The 20088-nt window shown below is 51.3% G+C and carries 11 protein-coding genes; 7 read left to right on the top strand and 4 right to left on the bottom strand.

Annotated elements, in window-relative coordinates:
* The first annotated feature begins 2 nt into the window (after positions 1–2).
* The 4 genes from sprA (at position 3) to SD425_RS02935 (ending at position 9866) form a co-directional block, all read left to right on the top strand.
* Positions 3–7607 (top strand): cell surface protein SprA, encoded by a 7605-nt coding sequence (gene sprA, locus SD425_RS02950; RefSeq protein ID WP_324675239.1) that lies wholly within the window; start codon positions 3–5, stop codon positions 7605–7607.
* A 143-nt stretch (positions 7608–7750) separates the two neighbouring features.
* Positions 7751–8131: a glycine cleavage system protein GcvH gene (gcvH, locus tag SD425_RS02945; protein WP_324675237.1), complete on the top strand. Its 381-nt coding sequence runs from the start codon at positions 7751–7753 to the stop codon at positions 8129–8131.
* 12 nt (positions 8132–8143) lie between these two features.
* Positions 8144–8548 carry a VanZ family protein gene (locus tag SD425_RS02940; protein WP_324675234.1) on the top strand — a complete coding sequence of 135 codons (405 nt, stop codon included), beginning with the start codon at positions 8144–8146 and terminating at the stop codon, positions 8546–8548.
* A gap of 22 nt (positions 8549–8570) precedes the next feature.
* The gene (locus tag SD425_RS02935; protein WP_324675232.1) at positions 8571–9866 is read left to right on the top strand and encodes a M28 family metallopeptidase; all 1296 of its coding nucleotides are present in this window, start codon (positions 8571–8573) and stop codon (positions 9864–9866) included.
* A gap of 124 nt (positions 9867–9990) precedes the next feature.
* On the opposite strand, the gene SD425_RS02930 is transcribed toward SD425_RS02935, so the two are convergent.
* Both SD425_RS02930 and SD425_RS02925 read right to left on the bottom strand, forming a co-directional pair.
* Complete coding sequence (locus tag SD425_RS02930; protein ID WP_324675230.1) at positions 9991–10488, bottom strand: hypothetical protein; 498 nt, start codon at positions 10486–10488, stop codon at positions 9991–9993.
* A gap of 361 nt (positions 10489–10849) precedes the next feature.
* Entirely contained in the window at positions 10850–11743 is an 894-nt protein-coding gene (locus SD425_RS02925; RefSeq protein WP_324675228.1) for a YicC/YloC family endoribonuclease, read from the bottom strand.
* A 451-nt stretch (positions 11744–12194) separates the two neighbouring features.
* Here SD425_RS02925 and SD425_RS02920 point away from each other — a divergent pair, with 451 nt between their 5' ends.
* Together SD425_RS02920 and SD425_RS02915 are read left to right on the top strand one after the other, a co-directional pair.
* A complete protein-coding gene (locus SD425_RS02920; RefSeq protein WP_324675226.1) occupies positions 12195–13418 on the top strand; it encodes a glycosyltransferase in 1224 nt (407 codons plus the stop codon).
* A gap of 3 nt (positions 13419–13421) precedes the next feature.
* Positions 13422–14666, top strand: coding sequence for a lipopolysaccharide biosynthesis protein (locus SD425_RS02915; protein ID WP_324675224.1), 1245 nt, complete (start codon positions 13422–13424; stop codon positions 14664–14666).
* Positions 14667–14702: 36 nt separating this feature from the next.
* Here the strand turns inward: SD425_RS02915 and SD425_RS02910 are convergent, their stop codons facing one another.
* Complete coding sequence (locus SD425_RS02910) at positions 14703–15707, bottom strand: MoxR family ATPase (protein WP_324675222.1); 1005 nt, start codon at positions 15705–15707, stop codon at positions 14703–14705.
* Positions 15708–16438: 731 nt separating this feature from the next.
* Between SD425_RS02910 and SD425_RS02905 the strand changes: the two genes are divergently transcribed.
* Entirely contained in the window at positions 16439–19198 is a 2760-nt protein-coding gene (locus SD425_RS02905; RefSeq protein ID WP_324675220.1) for a T9SS type A sorting domain-containing protein, read from the top strand.
* Positions 19199–19336: 138 nt separating this feature from the next.
* Here SD425_RS02905 and SD425_RS02900 read toward each other — a convergent pair whose 3' ends face one another.
* The gene (locus SD425_RS02900; protein WP_324675218.1) at positions 19337–20029 is read right to left on the bottom strand and encodes a DsbA family oxidoreductase; all 693 of its coding nucleotides are present in this window, start codon (positions 20027–20029) and stop codon (positions 19337–19339) included.
* Positions 20030–20088: the final 59 nt, after the last annotated feature.

Genomic DNA, 20088 nt, shown 5'->3' with positions numbered 1-20088 from the left:
TCTTGAATACCGGTAAGAAATCTCTCGCCGTTCCAGTTGTTGTTGTGTCGTTGCTGGCTGCGTGGTGGTCCCAGGCTGAACCTACGGGAAATAACCCGTTTGCGTTGCGCCAATTATGGGCCTGGCTTCCTAAAACAAACAACCAACTGGCGCTGGCGTCGGATACCCCTCGCACTGCGCCCGGCGACACTAGTCGCTACCGCCCGAGTCGTCGGCCCAAAGTAGGGCCGCAGGACCGAATCGGTACGCCCTTTTCGCCCCAACGTCGTCGCTCGCCCCTGATCCTGCCGTTGCCTTCCAACGTGAAGCTCGAGGTGACTCCCGACGACAGTTTACAGTTCTACGACATTCAGGAGAAAATAGGTTCAGAAATCGACTATCGAAATCCTAGCCTAATGTCTGCTGAGGAATATGCGCGTTGGCAACAGCAACAAGCTATCCGGACGTACTTCCGCGAAAAGTCGGAAGGCGGCGTAGCGGGCGAGACCCAAAGCCCCGCTACGGCCAAACGCCTCATCCCGAAGATATACCTAGGCCCTATGGCCGACCGCATCTTCGGCGGCAGCTACGTAGATATTCGTCCGCAGGGCTCGGTGACGTTGCGTATGGGCGCCCGCTTCAACCGCAACTACAACCCGACGCTGACTCTACGCCAGCAGAAGGTAGGCGACTTTCAGTACGACCAGAACATGAACCTCAATCTCACCGGCCAGATCGGGGAGAAAATGCGGATCACGTTCAACTACGATACCAAGGCCGCGTTCGACTTTGAGAACAATATGAAGCTCGATTACACGGGCTTCGACACCGATATTATCCGCAAGATCGAGCTAGGCAACGTCAGCTTGCCGCTCAATAACTCTCTAATCCAAGGCGGCCAGAACCTATTTGGCGCCAAGGCACAGCTACAGTTCGGCCGCTTGGCCGTCACGACGGTAGCCTCTACGTTGCGCGGTCAGGCCGACGCCGTAACGGTACAGAATGGCGCGCAGAGCCGCACCTTTGAGGTGAAAGCCAGCGCCTACGAAAACAACCGCCACTTCTTCCTGTCGCAGTTCTTTCGTGACCGATACGACGCCACTTTGCGCAACTTGCCCACGGTGCAGAGCGGCATCGAGATCCGCCGCTTGGAGGTGTACGTCACGAACGACAACCGCACCACCGACAACCTGCGTAACGTGGTTACGCTCATGGACTTGGCTGAGCCAAGCAAAGTGTATCGGGCGCAGTTCCTCAAAGGTGGTGGTACTTCGGCTAGCACGGCTACTTCCAACAACGCCAACTTGGAGTTTTCGAGCGTTACACGAGGAGGTGCTACAGCGCGCGGAAACCTTTCGGTTGATACCTATCTGCAAACCACTCCTGGCTTGCAGCTCACTAAAAGTATTGACTTTGAGCGAGTGCGGGCGCGTAAGCTAGCCTCAAATGAGTACACCTTCAACGCGCAATTAGGCTACCTCTCGCTGAACACGCAGCTACAGCCCGAGCAGGTACTAGGGGTATCTTTTGAATACCTCTACAATGGCCAAACCTACAAAGTAGGGGAGCTTACCGACGATTACGCCAACGTAGGCCAAGATGAGGTGATCTTCTTAAAAATGCTGAAGGGAACAAAGCCTGGCGTAGGATTGGTCGACCGGAACTCATCACCAGCAGTGGCTTCTATTCAGCAGAACCCGAACCTGGCAACAGGCAACCTACCAACGTGGGATCTGCTGATGAAGAACATTTATTCTCTGAATGCAAACCAGCTCAACCGGGATAACTTCCGCCTCAACATCGTCTATAAGGATGACCAAACGGGCGTCGATCTAATCTCGCTCAAGGAAGGCGAACGCATTGCTAATATTCCACTCGTTCAAGTTCTTAACCTCGACAACGTAAACCCCAACAACGACCGGAACTCCGACGGTAACTTTGACTTCTTGTCTGGTATCACTATCGATCCTGAGCTAGGTCGCATCATCTTCCCCAACGTGCAGCCCTTTGGCAGCTACTTACGGGCTCAGTTTGACACAACGGGCGCCAACGCAACCGCGGAGAGAGCTCTGATCGGCAAATACGTTTACTCGGAGCTTTACAACCAAACGCAGACCGACGCACAACAAGTGCAGGTGAAAGACAAGTTCGTGCTGCGGGGACGTTTTCAGGCTACTTCTACTGACGAAATCAACTTACCAGGCATTGGCGTAGCTCAAGGCTCGGTACGGGTTATGTCGGGCAGCACGTTGTTGCAAGAAGGCGTTGATTATCAAGTATTTTACGATCAGGCGAAGGTCAAGATTCTCAATCCTAGCTACCTAAACTCGGCCAATGCACTGAACATCACGTTCGAGAAAAATGCCGTGGTGCAGGTGCAGCCGCGCAAGCTAGTCGGTGCCCGCTTCGATTATCGTCTCAACCAAGATGTGAACTTCGGTGCGACGGTATTGCACCTGACCGAAAATCAGGCCCCAGGTATCAACCGCGTCAACATAGGCGACGAACCGGGCAACAACACCATGTACGGTCTCGATGTGAACATGCGGCGTGAGTCGCGGGCTCTCACGAAGTATCTCGATGCCTTACCGTTTATCTCGACCAAGGAGCCTTCTTCGGTAGCATTCAGTGGTGAATTTGCGCAATTTGTGCCCGGCAAAACCAAGCTAGGCCGGGGCGAGAATGGCGTGTCGTACATCGACGACTTTGAGAATGCTAGCACGCCGTATACCCTAGGTGGTACCAACGTAGCCACGGCTTGGCGCTTAGCTGCTACGCCTTCCCCGCTCGTGGGCAGCGCTACCGGCCTTGCCGTTGCCTACAACCGCGCTAAACTTGCCTGGTACACCATCGACCAGACGTACTACACGAATGGACCCAGTAAGCCTGCTGGCATCACTCCTTACTCAGCTAATAAAAACCACTATACCCGTGGTATTCTGCGCACGGAAGTGTTCCCGAACCGCGACGTCGGCGCAACTGGCAACGGGTATGAGTATCCGCTGGACCTAGCTTACTTTCCAGGAGAACGGGGACCTTACAACTATAATCCGCGGGTAAGCACTGACGGACAGCGCATAGACGATGGTAATAACATTGTGAACCATTACGGTGGTATTAGCCGAGAAATCACCTTCGACACTGACTTCGACAACGCTAACGTAGAGTTCTTAGAGTTTTGGTTAATGGACCCGTTTATCGCAGGTCCTAACGGTGTAGTTGGCGATTCGCCAACTGCGGGGTCGAACAATACAACTGGTGGCGAACTATACTTCAACCTAGGCTCCATTTCAGAAGACGCACTACGGGACAACGGTCAACACGAGTTTGAAAACGGCTTGCCTGATGGCACGGAAGCTAACCGGAATGATGTAGTTCAACCCACTGACTGGGGAGTTGTGTCGCGTCAGCAATTCCTAACAGACGCTTTCAGTACCGCCCCAGGGGGTCGCACACGCCAGGACGTTGGCTTAGATGGCCTCGGCAATACGGACGAACAAGGCTTCTTTCAAGGCGCTTACAGCCAGTTTGAAGATCCTTCCGCTGACGACTTCCGGCACCATCTAGACGGGTTCTACAATACCAACAGTACACAGATTCTAGGTCGCTACAAGCAGTACAACGGCATGGAAGGCAACTCAGTGGAGAACAGTCAACAGAGTTCTACCGCCTATCCCGACAAAGAAGACCTGAACCGTGACAACGTTATTTCAGATGTTGAGCAATATTATGAGTATCGCATTCCGCTTCAACCAGGTCAACTCGAAGTAGGGCAAAACAACATTGTTGATAAAGTAACAGCCCCCAACCCTAATGGCTCAAATGAGCCAGTAAATTGGTACCAGTTCCGTATTCCCATTCGCCAATATACGGGATACCGGGGCACTGGCGACGCAAAATCTTTTGGGTTCAAATCTATTCGCTTTCTGCGCATGTATTTGACCCAGTGGCGAGAGCCGGTAGTGCTGCGTATGCTGCAAATGCAGTTTGTAGCCAACCAGTGGCGTCGTTTCCAAACAGTTATCGGAGAGCCGGGCCAAACCTATGTGAATACCACCAACGACGCTGGTGCCTTCAACATCTCAACGGTTAGCTTAGAGACTAACGGCCTAGCCAACGTGCAAGGCACTAGCGCTATTCCATACATATCGCCACCCAACATCCAGCGCGACCGGGAATATGGTTCTACAACAACGAGCCGTCAGCAGAATGAACAGTCGTTGCGCATGTGCGTGGACGAGTTGCAGGATGGCTTCAGTAAAGCAGCTTACAAGAACATTAGCATCAATATGCTGCGTTACAAACAGTTACGTTTGTTCCTGCATGCCGAGACGGAGGACCCATCACTTCAAAATATAACTCCCGGTGAACCCGGTTCTGTACGAGGTTTTGTCCGCATTGGCACTGACTATACTCAGAACTACTACGAATATTCGCTTCCATTAGAAATTACCCGTTCTGGGAACACCGCAAGGGATATATGGCCTGAAAAGAACGAAGTTCAGATCAGCTTTCAAGACTTTATTGATGCAAAGGCAGAACGAAACCGCTTAGGTATTGCTTACACGGTGCCTTACGTAAAAACAGTCATAGCGCAGAACGGCGTTCCGGCTCAAATTACGATCCTTGGCAACCCCGACTTCAGCGCTGTACAAGGAGCAATGATCGGGGTGCAAAACCCCGCCGACGACAAGACGCCCAAGTCCTTGTGTATTTGGGCCGATGAGTTCCGCGTGTACGACTTCGACCGAGAAGGCGGCTTCGCGGCCACAGCTCGCTTCAACACCAAGCTAGCTGACGTAGCCAACATCACCGCCACCGGCAGCTACACCTCGGTAGGATTCGGTGCTTTGCAGTCCAAGCTCATTGACCGCACCACCAGCAGCATCACCCGCGGCGATTTGAATGCCACTGTTGCCGCTGACAAGTTTCTGCCTGTCAGCCTAGGTCTGCGTGTGCCCGTGCTGCTGCAAGCAGGCATCGAAAGTGCTGCGCCCCAATACGACCCGCTCGACCCAGATACAAAGCTGAGTCAGTCGCTGCAAAAGTTTGAAAGTGCCGCCGATCGGGCTAAGTACCGCAAGGAAGTCATTTCGCAGACCCACAGTCGAAGTCTTAGCGTGCTGAACGTGCATAAGGAACGCACCAATCCAGACAAAAAAGTCAGGCCTTATGATATCGAGAACCTAGCGGTGAGCTACGCCATTACGGAGCGCACTCACACTGATATCAATACTGACCGCGACTACAACAAAACGTACACAGGTGCCCTGGCCTACGTGTATCAGACCACGCCTAAAAACTACGCGCCTTTCGCCAAGGCTAAGCTGTTGGACAATCCGTACCTGAAGATTTTCCAGGATATCAATTTCACACCCCTACCTAGCCGCTTCTCTTTCCGCGCCGACCTCGACCGCCGCTACAACGAGTTGCTGCTACAACGGGTGCGGGAAGTAGGCCAGTTGCCTACCAGTGATGGCATTGCTGGCGTGTACCAAAAGAGCTTCTTCATCAACCGTATTTACGACCTGAAGTGGGATCTGACCAAAAGCCTGATTCTGGACTATACGGCTACTAACCGCGGAGTAGTAGATGAGGGAGTAGGCCCTACGCTTGGCGATGACCCTATTTCTCGGCAGAACCGGCAGCTGCTGCGCGATAATTTATTCCGCCGTGGCGGACGCACTACCAACTTCAACCAAACTGTTGCCGCCACGTACCGGCTGCCTCTAGACAAGTTTCCGCTCACCGACTGGATATCATCAGATATTCGTTACCAAGCGAACTACAGCTGGCAAGCGGCCTCTACTGCTCTGCGTGCGCCCGTAAACCCCATCAGCCAGCAGGACACGGCCACTACCCGCCTGAACCTAGGTAACACTATTCAGAACAACGGGGAGCTAAGCGCTAACGGGAAGATTGATTTGGTGAAGCTCTACAACAAGGTGCGTTTCCTCAACATCATCAACAATGCACCGGCACCTGGCCGTGCTGCGGATGGCCCTGGCCAGGACCGGGCTGTTACGCCGCGCTCGTTGACGGGCGCCAACAAAGAGCCCGTCGTAAAAGATACAACCAAGGGTCCGCAGCTGCGGGTGTTGAAAGCAGTGCTTCGTTCTTTGATGACGGCCCGCTCTATCAACTTCACTTACGCGCGTAGCAATGGTACACTGCTGCCCGGCTACTTGCCTAGTACCCGCTTCTTTGGTCTCAATAGTGATTGGGATGCACCAGGCGTGCCATTTATCTTAGGTCAGCAGTATGACTTAAATAGCCTGTACGAACGCGCTGCCCGCAATGGCTGGTACACGCAACGCAGCGACCTATTGAATACACCGCTCAGCTCACTGCTAACCGAGAACCTTACCTTACGCACCGCGCTGGAGCCCTTCCGTGACTTTAACATCCAGATTGACGCACGTCGGCAGCTAGCCCGCAACCGGGAGCGGTATTACCGCCTAGAGGTCGATACGACGACATTGTTACCTTATAGTGATAGAAGAATTCAAAATACTCAGGCGCTCGGCAATGGGTCATTTAGCACTTCCATCATCACTATTCAAACTCTGTTTGGTGACCGAAGCGCTAATGGAAATATTTCGAAAGCATTCAACCGGTTCATTCTAAACCGCGGTGTTGTGCGTGAGAAATTAGCAGCTGCTAATCCGGTATCGGTAGAAAATGGAGGGGTGGAGGTACGCAACCCTACCACAAACTTGCTTGAGCTTAAAAGTGGTAGATATGGCTACAACTCCCAAGACGTACTCATTCCAGCCTTTTTAGATGCCTATAAGGGCAAATCATCGGATGGCTACAAAGCCAAGCGCTTTCAACCATTTGCAACCCTTCCACTCCCTAACTGGCGTATCGACTATAATGGTTTGGCCGAGATACCCTTTATCAAACGTTACTTTCGCACGATCACGCTTAACCATGCTTACTCTTCCGTTTACAATATCACAAGCTACACCACTGCTACGCAGTATGGCTATGAGTTGAATAGCTTCAATGTGGTTACTGGCAATAATCAGTTCGTAGGCGACATTACAAACATTAACAACCAGTTTATCCCCTACTACGTGCTTGGTCAGGTAACCATTTCGGAGCAGTTAGCTCCACTTATTGGTCTGAACTTCACCACAGTGGACAAGCTAACGGGACGTGTGGAATACCGTACCGCACGCAACATTGGCTTGAACACCACCAACGCCCAGGTAACGGAGCTTTACACTACAGAAATGGTTATCGGCCTTGGCTTCGTAACCAACCGCCTCAAGCTGCCTTTCAAGGTTAATGGGGAGCAACGAGTGCTACGAAATGAACTGAACGCCCGTTTAGATCTATCTATTCGCGACAACACCACCATTCAGCGGTCCATCGAAGATGTAGTGAACCCTGATGAAGCTGCTGCTAGCGGAATCGAAGCCAGCACTGGCCGAGCCGTAAGCCAAACTACCAACGGCAATCGACAGGTGCAGCTTCGCCCCACGATTGACTATACACTCAATCAGCGTCTGAACTTGCAATTCTATTTCACACGCACAGTGTCGGAACCTAGGGTGAGCAATTCGTTTAAGAACACGGCAACGGAAGGCGGTATTCAGTTGCGTTATAGCTTGTCGCAATAAGCCGCAGTAAATAATAGCGGAGCACTTAAGCCAGGATGTTCAATAAATTTGGCTTAGTTGCTCCGCTACTCAGTTACTCGTTTTACTTTTGAGGCGCGGGCGCTCTGCGGCCTTCTGTCCTACTCCTTAAATATTGTTTGATCATGAATCTGCCTACCGATCTGAAATACACGAAAGAGCACGAATGGATCCGTGTGGAAGGTGACGTTGCTTACATCGGTATCACCGACCATGCCCAGAAGGAGCTAGGTGACATCGTGTATGTTGACATTGACACGCTAGACAAAGAGGTGGCACAGAACGAAGTCTTTGGCACCGTAGAAGCGGTAAAGACTGTTTCAGACCTTTTTAGCCCCATCACCGGCACTGTCCTGGAAGTAAATGGCCACCTCGACGGCAGCCCCGAATCAGTGAACTCAGACCCTTACGGCGACGGTTGGATGATCAAAATATCCATTGCCGACCCTTCTGAACTCGAAGGCTTGCTAACCGCCGAAACTTACGGCGAGCTTGTTGGTGCCTAACTACTGCTAGTAATGCTCACTACTGCACCGCCCATGTCCCGCCGAGCTTTTGCTGCCCTGCCGGTGATGTGGGCGGTGACTGTTTTGGTTCTTACCCTCACGCCGGCCGATGAGATGCCGGTAACACCGCAGTGGAAGCTGCTATCATTCGATACCGCCGCTCATGCGGCAGTTTTCTTCTTGCTTGCCGTCTTAACCTGCTTTTCTGCCGGTCGTCAACGCCGCTTCCCTGGGTTACGTACGCATGTTTTCTCGCTAGTCTTAATTGGCTGCATAGCGTTTGGCGCCCTCATTGAAGTGCTACAAATGACGATGAACCTAGGTCGGCACGGCGAATGGTCCGATCTAATTAGTGATTCTATAGGTGCCGTGATTGGGCTGCTGGGCATGGCGGCTTTGCGCCGCTGGTGGCAATAAACTGCCTATAAGCTAGCTTTTGATGGAAGCTCCTACTGTTAGCTTGCTGCCTAAATTACCTTGGTTAGCGCTACTCTTCTTTAGTGCTACGTCGGCCGCGGATGGCCAAGACATGCCCCGCGTCCGTCAGACCATCCGCGACCTTACCTCCCCTGCTTTGCACGGCCGAGGCTACGTACAACAGGGAGACCAGAAAGCGGCAAGCTACCTCCGCACCCGCTTTCAAGCGTTGGGTTTACAACCACTCACCCCTTCCTATACCCAACCCTTTACGCTTGCTGTTAATACCTTCCCAGGAAGAGCGGAGCTTCGGTGCGGAAATACACGCCTGCAACCTGGGGTTGATTTCATCGTCGAGCCGGCTTCTGGTGGCGGAACCCTTGCAAAGTCAGCAACACAGTTAGATACGCTCGTTTTCTCCGATGAGGCTGTGCAACAACGCTTCCTTGCGCAGCCATTACGTGGGCAGGTTGTCGTCTTGCGTCAGCGGGATCTTGCGCGCTTAGCTAAAGAGCCTCTACTGGCTCAGCACCTAGATCAAGCAAGCGCCCGCATCACGCTGATGAATGGGAAGCTAACAGCCTCCATTGCTCAAGAGCAAGTCTCGCAAGTAAGGCTGCAAGTACTAGCAAGTAAGTGGCCTACTTCCGTAAAGGCATCTATTAAGATAAAAGTAGACGCCAAACTTGAGCCTTATTACAACACGCAAAACCTGATTGGGTATGTGCGCGGTCGTACGCAGCCTGATTCCTTTTTAGTTGTCACTGCTCACTACGACCACCTCGGGCAAATGGGTAAGGACATTTATTTTCCCGGCGCCAACGATAATGCCAGCGGCACAGCTATGCTACTGGAACTAGCCGCTTATTACGCTCAGCCAGTTCATCAACCAGCTTATTCCATCGCATTCATTGTCTTTGGCGCCGAAGAAGCTGGCCTTCTAGGTTCACAATACTTCACGGAGCACCCACTGTTTCCACTTACCCATATTCGTTTTCTAATGAACCTAGACCTACTAGGCACCGGCGACGAAGGTATTACAGTAGTGAATGGGCGGCTATTAGAATCTGCCTTCCAACACCTGACGCAGCTTAATGATGCAAATCACTTTGTACCGCAGATAGCTGCCCGTGGGCGCGCAGCTAATTCAGATCATTTTCCTTTTTCAGAGCGTGGGGTCCCGGCTTTCTTTCTTTACACCCGTGGCGGTATTACTGCCTACCACGATGTCTATGATCGGGCCGAGACCTTGCCACTCACGGCTTTCACTGGTGTTTTTCATTTGATAACCAACTTCCTAGCTTTCCTCGGGGGTTGAAGCATCCTTATCGGTACAGAGTTATATAGCCAGGTGCTTATTGCGCCAAAACAAAAAGCTCAGCTAGCATCGACATAAGACGATGCTAGCTGAGCTTTGAGAAAGATACCTCTTGTAGATACTCTTAGTGCTGCGGCTCGTTTGTTCTGAACGAACCCATGATTTGCTTAGCAATGGTTTCCCATTCAGGCTTCTGACGATCAGCGCAAGTGAAGGTGCAAAGCAACAGCTTGTCTTCAACGTCGGTGAAGAAAACCAGATTATATACTTCGTGACCTAGCTCAGGCTTCATCAACTCTAAGTAGCCTACTTTACGGCCGTTGATTTCCTTTACGCCGTTAGAGAACCACTTTGCTCCCTTGTATTGCTTCGTGTACGTCTTATAGAAGTTGTCAGCGTACATCTGAATCATGTCCTGATCAGCAGAAGTCTCGGTGTACGTGAAAGCAATGCTCGCCTCGTTGCTGTTCGTATAGATTACGCTGGGGCGGCTTGTTGCTTTTGCGTAGTTGAAGTCCATTTGCTGCTCGCTCATCACTTCAAATCCTTTGGGGATAAGAATTTCAACACGCTCGCTTAGAACACGCTTCTTGATGAGCTCAATTTCAGAGCGAAAAGCCATCAATGACAGCATCAAGCACAAGACTGGAAAAAGTATTACTTTTTTCATAACACTAACCTTAAGAGGATGATCGTTCGTTTTCAATTACCTAGTAGAAGACCAGGCCTGCTGTTTGGATAACACAATTTACGTACAAAAATACTGCTTGCAAGCACTGTACCAAAAATAATCTTAGTTACATAAAGCGAAATATCGATATTTATCATAAACTATTGATTATCAACGCTCATTTTTTACTTATATTCTATACTAGCTCAGAGCACCCTTGTTTTTATTCTAAATCATGGTTAAGTATACAAAATTATTAATATTAAAATTATTATTAATAAAGTACAAATTACATTATACTTCTCCCAAGAAGCTAAAGGATGTTATTAATCTGTTCTTTGATCTTCTCTAGCTCTTCTTTCATGCCAACTACTAAGTGCTGAATAGTTGAGTCATTTGCTTTGGACCCGATAGTGTTGATCTCACGGCCAATTTCCTGAGCAATAAACGACAACTTTTTTCCAGCAGACTCTGGCAGCCGCGTTGTTTCGGCGAAGTAATTTAAGTGGCTGGCCAACCGCACTTTTTCCTCAGCTATATCTAGTTTCTCGACATAGTAGAGCACTTCTTGCTCGAAGCGGATTACGTTAAAATGCTCATTAGCTGTTAGGTCGGCTAGATGCTGCTGCAAGCGCTGACGCACTTGCTCAATTCGCTCGGGGTCGTGGCGTTCTATTTCTGTTAGCTGGGCCCGGATGGTTTCTACGTAGCTCAGTATCTCGCTAGTTAAGGTCTGCCCCTCATCTTGCCGGAACTGGTTGAGCCGCTCCAGAGCCTCGTGCACCAGAGGCAGCAGTTCGTCCCAAGCTATTTCCTCTTCGTTTTCGGCAGCAAGCGCCTCTGTGCCGGACTGTACCACGCCGGGCATGTTGAGCGCTAAGGTGAAAAGTTGGTCTTTAGAAGCTCCTACCAAATCAGCAGCTCTCTCCAACTCACGGTATGTTGCCAGCAATATTTCTTGGTTTACGCCAGCGGCAGCCCGAACTGCATTGCGTGGCCGCACAAAATCGAGGCTGAAGTTGACTTTGCCCCGCACGAGGCTTTTAGTAACCAAGTTGCGTATTTCTAGCTCCCGATCTTGCAGAAAGCGTGGTAGGCGCAAACTCAGATCTAATGTTTTTGAGTTGAGCGATTTGATTTCGACCGTAGCCGAATAATGATCGGTTTCGCGATGAGCGATACCGTAGCCAGTCATCGATTGAAGCATGAGTTGTTGCTTAAGGAGCGAGTTAAATTAGGTTATCGGCGACATATGAACTGGCCGCCTGTATTTATTGCTAGGCGTACCGAATGGCTGCCAAGCTTGCACAAGCCTAATAACATCTTTTCGGCTTATATGGCTTTGAGCAAAAGTGCTACAAGTTCTACTGCTTGTGAGGCGCAAGTTAACTTGTAGAAATCATGCCCTTGAGAATAGACTCGTTGTGTTCTTCGTGCTACTTATTCAGGAGTAGAGCTAGCTAGGTTCTACTTCAAATAGGCTGAGCGCTGCACAACAAACCTTACATAGAGTAAGAGAAATACTACGACACTTGGTTTCGAAAGTTAATTGCAAGCACATTGGGCAACCTGGCAGCGCCTGCAACAGCCAACCAATGGAGTCTTATTAAGGAGAATAGCTAGGGTGTGCGGTTAAAACATGTAGCTTGTGCTTGCTTATGAAACCTCGCGTGCTGATGCTGCCCAAATGGTACCCGCACCGCTACGATGACCAAGATGGGGACTTCGTAGCCCGGCATGTTGCGGCTATTGCACCTCATGCCCATGTGGCTGTTCTGTTTGCAACCGTTGCACGCGGCCCACTTCCTCATTGGGTTACTTGCGAGGCTGATCTTAGCGCTTCGTTGCCTTCCTTACGCTACTATTATAGAGCGCGACTGACAGGGCTAGGTATACTCGACAAAGTATTGAAGGTCTTCCTCTACTTCTGGTGTATTGGACAAGGATACCGCAGGTTAGTACGCCATTGGGGGGCACCTCCCCACCTCGTTCATGTGCACGTACTGCTACGCACTGGCCTCTTTGCATGGTGGCTACAGGTCTGGGCCCGTATTCCTTACGTCATAACGGAACACTGGACCTTGTACTTACCTATCAATGCGCACCGTATGGGGCGCTTACGGGCTTGGCTCACACGGCGCGTAATAGCGCAGGCCGCCGCTCTGCATACCGTCTCGGATAATCTGCGACAAGCATTAGCAGACCTAGGTGTCACCAACGCACGTTCTGTTGTCATTCCTAACGTGGTTGACACAGAGCTATTTCATCTCCCCGACTCATCGTCGCTGGCTGAGGAGCAACGACTGCCAGGTGCCAACATGCTGCTGCACGTGGCTGCTTTTAATGAGAGAGCCAAGAATCTCAGTGGTATTCTGCGGACAATGTCGCGGTTGGTAGCAAAGCGCCCCAGCCTGACCTTGCGCATTGCAGGTTATGGGCCCCAAGAAGAAGAAGTCAAGCAACTAGCCGCTGAGCTAGGCTTGCTCGACCGTTCCGTTTTTTTCTTAGGTAAATTACCTCAGTCGGCTATTGCAACGGAAATGCGTCGCGCTAACTGCTTTGTCTTGTTCAGCAATTACGAGAATCTGCCATGCGTGCTCATCGAGGCACAAGCTACCGGGCTACCCGCTGTGGCTTCCCACGTGGGCGGAGTACCGGAGCTAGTACCTGCTGATGGTTCGCGCGGACTGCTTGTTTCGCCCGGCGACGAGGTAGCCTTGCAACGTGCCCTAGAAAAGGTCTTAGACTACCCTGAGCGTTTCAAACCCCAGCAGCTGCGGCGCGTGGCCGTTGCTCAATTCAGCTATGCAGCGGTTGGGCGCTCGTTTGCCCAGTTGTACGCTGTCGTGCTACATGGCTCACTCACTCCTGTTTCCGCTTAGTAGATGGTGCGACGTATACTCCAAAACTTCGTTACCCGCTTTGCAACGGCTCTTTTCAGCTTCGCTATTGTTTGGTTTACGGCGCGTTATCTAGGTGCCAGCGGGCGGGGAGCCGTGAGCCTATTTACGACTGATTGTGCTGCGCTGCTCCTTTTTATTGGCTTGGTGGGTGGATCGTCGCTGATCTACTTGTCACCGAAGCGTAGCATCTGGCACTTGCTACCACCGGCGTACGCGTGGGCGATAGTGGTCTGTGCCGTCGGTACGCTTACGGTTGGATTGCTGCGGCAGGTAAGCATTACCTACCTAGGTCATTTATGCGCCCTTTCGCTACTGCAAGCCTTCTTTACAATTAATACGCTGCTGCTTTTGGGGCGTAAGCAGGAGAAAGCCTACAACGTTCTCACGGTCCTACAAGTAACCCTGCTGGCAGGCTTTCTACTAGTAGCTTTCGCTGGCCTAGCTTGGCGCGAAGTGTCGGTTTATTACTACGCGAGTTATGTTGCTTATGGCCTCCCCCTGCTGCTAAGCTTTGTGGTGCTGGCTCGTCTGCCTGACCAGTGGAATGGCGGTAAGGCCTTACGTGAAACGACCCGTGAGCTAGCGCAGAACGGGCGTGGGGCTCATTTGTCCAACATTCTTGCTTTCGCTAACTACCGCCTGAGCTACTACTTCGTGGCCCACTACGTTGATGCGCACGCCGTCGGCATTTTATCGGTGGGAGTGGCGCTGGCGGAAGCCGTGTGGCTCATTCCGCGCAGTACAGCCTTGGTACAGTACGTTGATCTGGTGCATGCGACTGATAAGCAGGCACAAGTGGCACCGGCCCTAGGTGTGGCCCGGCTCTCGCTGCTTGCTACAGGTATCGGCGTTCTAACGCTGAGCCTCCTCCCCTCTTCTGTGTTCGTAGCCGTGTTTGGACCCGAGTTTGGAGCAGCGCGTTCAGTCATCATATTACTAGCGCCAGGCGTGATGGCCATTGCTAGTAATATAATGTGTAGCACCTACTTTAGTGGGCTAGGGCAATATCGCGTCAATAACATCTCCACAGCACTTGGCTTGATTGTAACGGTGCCCGCCTGCTGGTTACTGATTCCGCAGCTAGGTATTCAGGGTGCGGCGCTGGCTAGCTCCTTATCTTACCTAGCTTCCATGGCTTACCTGCTCCGGGCTTTCAGCCAAGCTACAAATACGGGCATGACGGCCCTGCTACCAAGTCGCACCGATTTGCAAAGAGTAACCTCTTGAATAAGTACCTTGCAGAATAGCACTGCCCGTTACCGCTTAGCTGATCGGTACTTTGCGCAAAATGGCCTCAATTAGATCGGCAGTACGGACTCCGTCAGCTTCCGCTTCGTAGTTAAGCAAGATGCGGTGGTTGAGCACATCTTTGGCTACTTCTTTAATATCCTCGGGCAGCACGTAGTCACGCTCATCGAAGAAGGCTACGGCTTTGGCGGCCCGGTGCAAGGCAATGCTCGCCCGTGGGCTCACGCCAAATTGTACGTACTGCGCAAACTCGGCTAGGTCATAATCAGCGGGCTTGCGGGTAGCAAACACCAACTCGATGATGTATTTCTCCAATGTCTCCGAAATCTGCACCTGGTTGATAAGGCTGCGAATACCAAAGATATCCTCTTTGGTTAGCACCGGGCTTACATCGCCTACGTAGCTCAAGTTAGCCATCCGACGCATCACCTCTAGCTCGTCAGCTTTCTTTAAGTAGTCGACGTAGATTTTCATCATAAACCGGTCAACCTGCGCTTCAGGCAACGGGTACGTTCCTTCCTGCTCAACTGGGTTTTGCGTGGCCAGTACGAGGAAAGGTAAGTCCAGCGGGTAGGTGGTTTCGCCAATGGTTACTTGCTTTTCCTGCATAGCTTCGAGCAAGGCGCTCTGCACCTTGGCCGGCGAGCGGTTTACCTCATCAGCCAACACCAAGTTCGAGAAGATCGGACCCTTTTTAACCTCAAATACCGACTGGTTCTGGTTGTAAATCATGGTACCTACCAGGTCAGAGGGCAAGAGGTCGGGGGTAAACTGCACGCGTTGAAAAGGCAAGTACAGCACCTTCGAAAGCGTGCTAATGGTCAGCGTTTTAGCTAGGCCTGGCACACCTTCCAGCAGAATATGCCCTCCTGTAAACAAACCAATTAGGAGTCGATTCACCATGTACTGCTGGCCGACTACAACTTTGCCTACTTCGGCAAACACCTGTTTGATCTTTTGTTGGTAGTCTTCAGGCTGTAGTGCGGCAGGCTGCCCCGGCGCAGACAATGATAATGACATAAGCTAAGAGCAGAATGAATGACCGTAAAGGTAAAGATACGGTAAGGGCAGCTTTTACTGTTATCTAGCCTCACGCGTGGTAGCTGCATTTATAGGGCACGCTTTACCATATTACGGCTCTTAGTGTCGCTTAGACTATCAAACTATCAGTAAGTGGCCGTTTCTTCAGAGACATACTATACAGCTTTAGCCCAACTACTTAGCTACTACTTGCAATACGTCTATCAACAACACGCTATTCTCTTGCATCACTTTTCCCATAATTCAACATACCCTATCTATTGTAGTTCTTCCATTCTTCCTATCATAAGCATGAATACATTCGACAAGAGACCTAGCTATAATAATTAAAATTAGGTTAATTAAATATGTTTGTTATTTCTAAGTAACTTATATAACTATATCAATAATTTAGCAATACATATGATTGTGCATTATTTCTATTTACCTCTATGATAATTACAATAATATAATTTTTACTATGTTTTTATAACACGTTATTTATCAACGTAATACGATAGAATTTAGATCCGCGCTTCTTATACATGCGTATAGCATACGTAAGCTAGTATGCCTATGATCAAGAAGTTATTTTTTTAAATTTACTTATAATCTGGTCGACTAATTGCTAGCATAAAATCAGAGCTATTCTAGAATTTGTTCTACTACATCTTCTACCCAAAGTTCTTCTTGCTCTGCAAGACGCCCGTGCTATATCCAAACCAGGTTCTATGAGAGATTACTACGAATTTGCGCTTTTCCAATCTTTTACCTTTTCTAAGTTCTTTAAGTTCGTTACACGCAAGCTGACTCCTACACTTGAGCCAGTGCCTGTAACGAATCCACGTAACACAGGATTTGTTGGTCGGCATTTCAAATCGGCCGTAGTACTCTCCGCACTTCTTGGCAGTGCTGGTATTCATCAGCAGGCCGCAGCACAAGCTACTATTTTCAATGCGAGCCCGAGCGCTCAGCCCGGTGATGCCATTAGCTTACAAGGCAATTTTGGTTCGGCTGCTAAGGTATACCTAGCGCCTGGCACCTCGAGCGGCCGTATGCCTATGTCCGCTCTAATTCAGAGCGCCGGCCAAACTACTGTATCTATCCCAACGAACGTAACCCAGGACGTTTACCAAGTATGGGTAGAAGAGAATGGCCAGCGTAGCGCAAGCGTTTATATCAACCAGGCACACGGTATGCACTTCGACTCTCCGGAAGTGGTACCGGGTGGCTCGTTGCGCATCTTCGGTCGTAATCTAACGCTACCGGGCAGCACGGCCCAAGTGCGCTTTGTAGCACAGAACGGTGGCTCGGGCGGTGGCACTGCCACAATCAACGCCAGCCAGAGCGACGCCTACGTGCTCAAGATGACGGTTCCAACCTCCTTACAGCCAGGCACCCGCTACAACGTATTCGTTACGAATGGCCGCGGCGGCAACGCTGGCGAAACGAAAGTAGAGCAGACCATCACGGCTATCAACAGCGGCACGGACTACTTCAACCTAGGGGTGCCGTGGGCTTCTAAGATTAATTATTACGGCAACGTTTACAACGTAAAAACGGACCCACGCTTGAGCAAGCGCGCTACGGGCAACGGTCAGGTAAGTGACCACGAAGCTATTCAGGAGGCTATCGACAAAGCCGGTGCGGCTGGTGGTGGCGTGGTTTATTTGCCCGCTGGTACCTACAAGCTAGCTCCAGACTGGGGTTTGTGCCTCTACATGCAAAACCGGGTGGTAATTAAGGGAGACGGCAAAGATCGGACGATCATCAAGTTCGGCTACGGTAACCCCGCTCCAGACAAATGGGGCATCATCTGGAACGAGACGCAGCAGTCGGGCCTTGCGGACTTAAGCATGGTCAATGTGAACGAATCGGGCCGATGGGTGCAGAACTGGACCGGCCGGGGCACCGAAGTGTTCATGCAGCGCGTCCGTTTCAACATGGACCGCGGCGACTGGCTCTGGTGGGCCAACTCCAACAAAGTATCGATTACGAATTCTGAGTTTATTCAAGGAGTAGACAGCGAATCGGGCTTTCACGGACCTCTTCAGCTGAATGGCTGCACCAACTTCGTATTTGCCAACAACGACGTAACCTACGCAGTAGACGGCATTAACCTAAACGGAGCCCACGATGGTGTTTTTGAAAACAACCGCGTGTACCGGGATGGCAGCGCCCGGTATCCCACTAACATCACCAACCACGTGGTCGTGGTAAACTTCGCCGAGAACATTGCTATTGTCGACAACCTATTCAAGGTGATCAACGGCCCGGCGCAGAACTCCAACGATGGAGAAACCATTATCGCGGAAGGCGGCGGCGGCGCTGGTCAACGTATCGATGAAGATGCAGGCTCAGTAAGCGCGGCTACGGCCACTACGCTGCGCGACAACAACCGGAACTGGGGCGCTGCAACACTAAAACCTGTTGTAGCCATCGTGAGTGGCAAAGGCATGGGGCAGTTCCGCACCATCACGAGCCGCAACGGCAATACCCTCACCATCGATCGGCCCTGGGACGTGATACCTAGCGCTGGTAGCCACTACGCCATCTTCAACTGGGGCTCGCGCAACTGGCTCATCAAGAACAACACATTGGAAGGCAACCGCCGCGGGGTGACGCTCTACCAAAATGCGAGCTTGGAAGTAGCCATCATAGGCAACAAGCTGATCAACAGCGGTTCAATTGACCTAACGCCCTGGCAGATGGACAACTCAAGCGCGGGGGTTCCGCAGGAATTCCTGCCCATGTATAACAACCAGATCATCGGCAACGATGTGGCGAACCTAGATGGCTCCAACGGGGTATTCATTGGGGTACATACAGTGCAGCACATCCAAGCCCACACGTTCGGCACCTCCGTTCTGAACTTGGAAGTGCGCAACAACAAACTCACGGCAGGTACGCCCAACATTCCGGCGATAGTAGATGCTAGCTTCCCAGAAGGCTACCTCAACTACCTCGAGTTCCACCCCTGGACGGAGGAGTACGTGGACGAAGGCATCCCAGCGGTACTCGGCACCATCTTCCAGAACAACACGGCCGTCAACTGCGACAACGCAGTGCACTTGAGCACTGGTACCTACAACACGCTAGTGTGCAACATGAACATGGTGAACTCCAGCAACCTGATGCGCGACGAGCGCTTCAACAGAGTGAACCGTGGCTCGGTAGCTACTACCCAAAACTGCGCTAGCACCGCTGTGCTAGCTTCGGCCACAGCCAATGCGGTTAAAGCTGGAATGACCGTCTACCCGAACCCAACGCAAGGAGATTTCACACTGGAGTACGCAGCCACCACAGCCCAAACTGCCTTGTTGACGCTCACGGATGGCCTAGGTCGTCAGGTACAACAGCAGGCAGTGTCGTTGCGGACTGGCACCAACCAAGTACCCGTGCAAGCCTCTCGCCTCTCGCAGGGCCTGTACCAACTGATCCTTCGTACCGCTGACGGACAGCAGCACGCCCAGAAAGTAATTATCAACTAGCATTTCACAGAGTACAGAATTATTAAGGCATCAATTCTCTAGCTTACTGATAATTATAGTTTTATTATACTCCAACACGCAAAAAGCGCGACCTAGGCCTAGGTCGCGCTTTTTGCGTGTTGGAGTATGTCGAATAGATTAGCAGTTACCGTCTACATCGCAGGCGGCGCCGTCGGTGCCAGCTACTATTACCGGTTTTTCTTCGCTTTGTACCTTTTCCAGTACTTCCAAAAACAGTTCTGATGGCTGCGCGCCTGACACGGCGTACTTGTCATTGAACACGAAAAAGGGCACCCCGCGGGCTCCCACTTGCTGCGCTTCGTACTCATCCAAACGCACTTGGTTGGCATAAGCCTCCGTTTCGAGCACCTGGGTTACTTCCGCAGCATCAAGCCCAAGCTCGGCGCCGAGCTGCGCGAGCGTACCTAGGTCGCCTACGTTCTTTCCTTCTACAAAATACGCCGCAAATACCCGCTCTTCGGCAACGTCTTGCAGGCCGTGCGCCGCAGCTAGGTGCAAGAATCGGTGGGCCAAGAAGGTATTCGTCGGAATCATGCGGTCGAAGTCGTAGTGCAAGCCTACCTCGGCGGCAACGCCCGCCATGTAGTCGTTCATCTGCTTGCCTTCGTTCACCGACACACCTTTGCGCGTGGCTAGCAGCTCGTGGATGCTCTGCCCAGGAACGGTTTCCATATTAGGGTCGAGCTCAAAGCTGCGCCACTTTATTTCGACCGCATCGCGCCCGGCAAATTGCTGCAATGCATTTTCGAACTTCCGCTTGCCAATGTAGCAAAACGGGCACATGATATCGGACCAGATTTCTACTTTCATCTTCTGCTATATTTTGCTTGCAAAAGCATATTCGGGGTTAAAAAGTTTGCCCGACAAGT

This window comes from Hymenobacter sp. GOD-10R (assembly GCF_035609205.1).
GTDB lineage: Bacteria > Bacteroidota > Bacteroidia > Cytophagales > Hymenobacteraceae > Hymenobacter.
Note: the sequence above shows the minus strand (reverse complement) of the source record. Positions and strands in the feature narration are given on the sequence as shown.

What these genes read in the sequence shown, in the direction of transcription:
- gcvH (WP_324675237.1), top strand. Translation starts at nt 7,751, where the DNA reads ATGAATCTGCCTACCGATCTGAAATACACGAAAGAGCACGAATGGATC.
- SD425_RS02940 (WP_324675234.1), top strand. Translation starts at nt 8,144, where the DNA reads ATGCTCACTACTGCACCGCCCATGTCCCGCCGAGCTTTTGCTGCCCTG.
- SD425_RS02935 (WP_324675232.1), top strand. Translation starts at nt 8,571, where the DNA reads ATGGAAGCTCCTACTGTTAGCTTGCTGCCTAAATTACCTTGGTTAGCG.
- SD425_RS02930 (WP_324675230.1), bottom strand. Translation starts at nt 10,488, where the DNA reads ATGGCTTTTCGCTCTGAAATTGAGCTCATCAAGAAGCGTGTTCTAAGC.
- SD425_RS02925 (WP_324675228.1), bottom strand. Translation starts at nt 11,743, where the DNA reads ATGCTTCAATCGATGACTGGCTACGGTATCGCTCATCGCGAAACCGAT.
- SD425_RS02920 (WP_324675226.1), top strand. Translation starts at nt 12,195, where the DNA reads ATGAAACCTCGCGTGCTGATGCTGCCCAAATGGTACCCGCACCGCTAC.
- SD425_RS02915 (WP_324675224.1), top strand. Translation starts at nt 13,422, where the DNA reads ATGGTGCGACGTATACTCCAAAACTTCGTTACCCGCTTTGCAACGGCT.
- SD425_RS02910 (WP_324675222.1), bottom strand. Translation starts at nt 15,707, where the DNA reads ATGTCATTATCATTGTCTGCGCCGGGGCAGCCTGCCGCACTACAGCCT.
- SD425_RS02905 (WP_324675220.1), top strand. Translation starts at nt 16,439, where the DNA reads ATGAGAGATTACTACGAATTTGCGCTTTTCCAATCTTTTACCTTTTCT.
- SD425_RS02900 (WP_324675218.1), bottom strand. Translation starts at nt 20,029, where the DNA reads ATGAAAGTAGAAATCTGGTCCGATATCATGTGCCCGTTTTGCTACATT.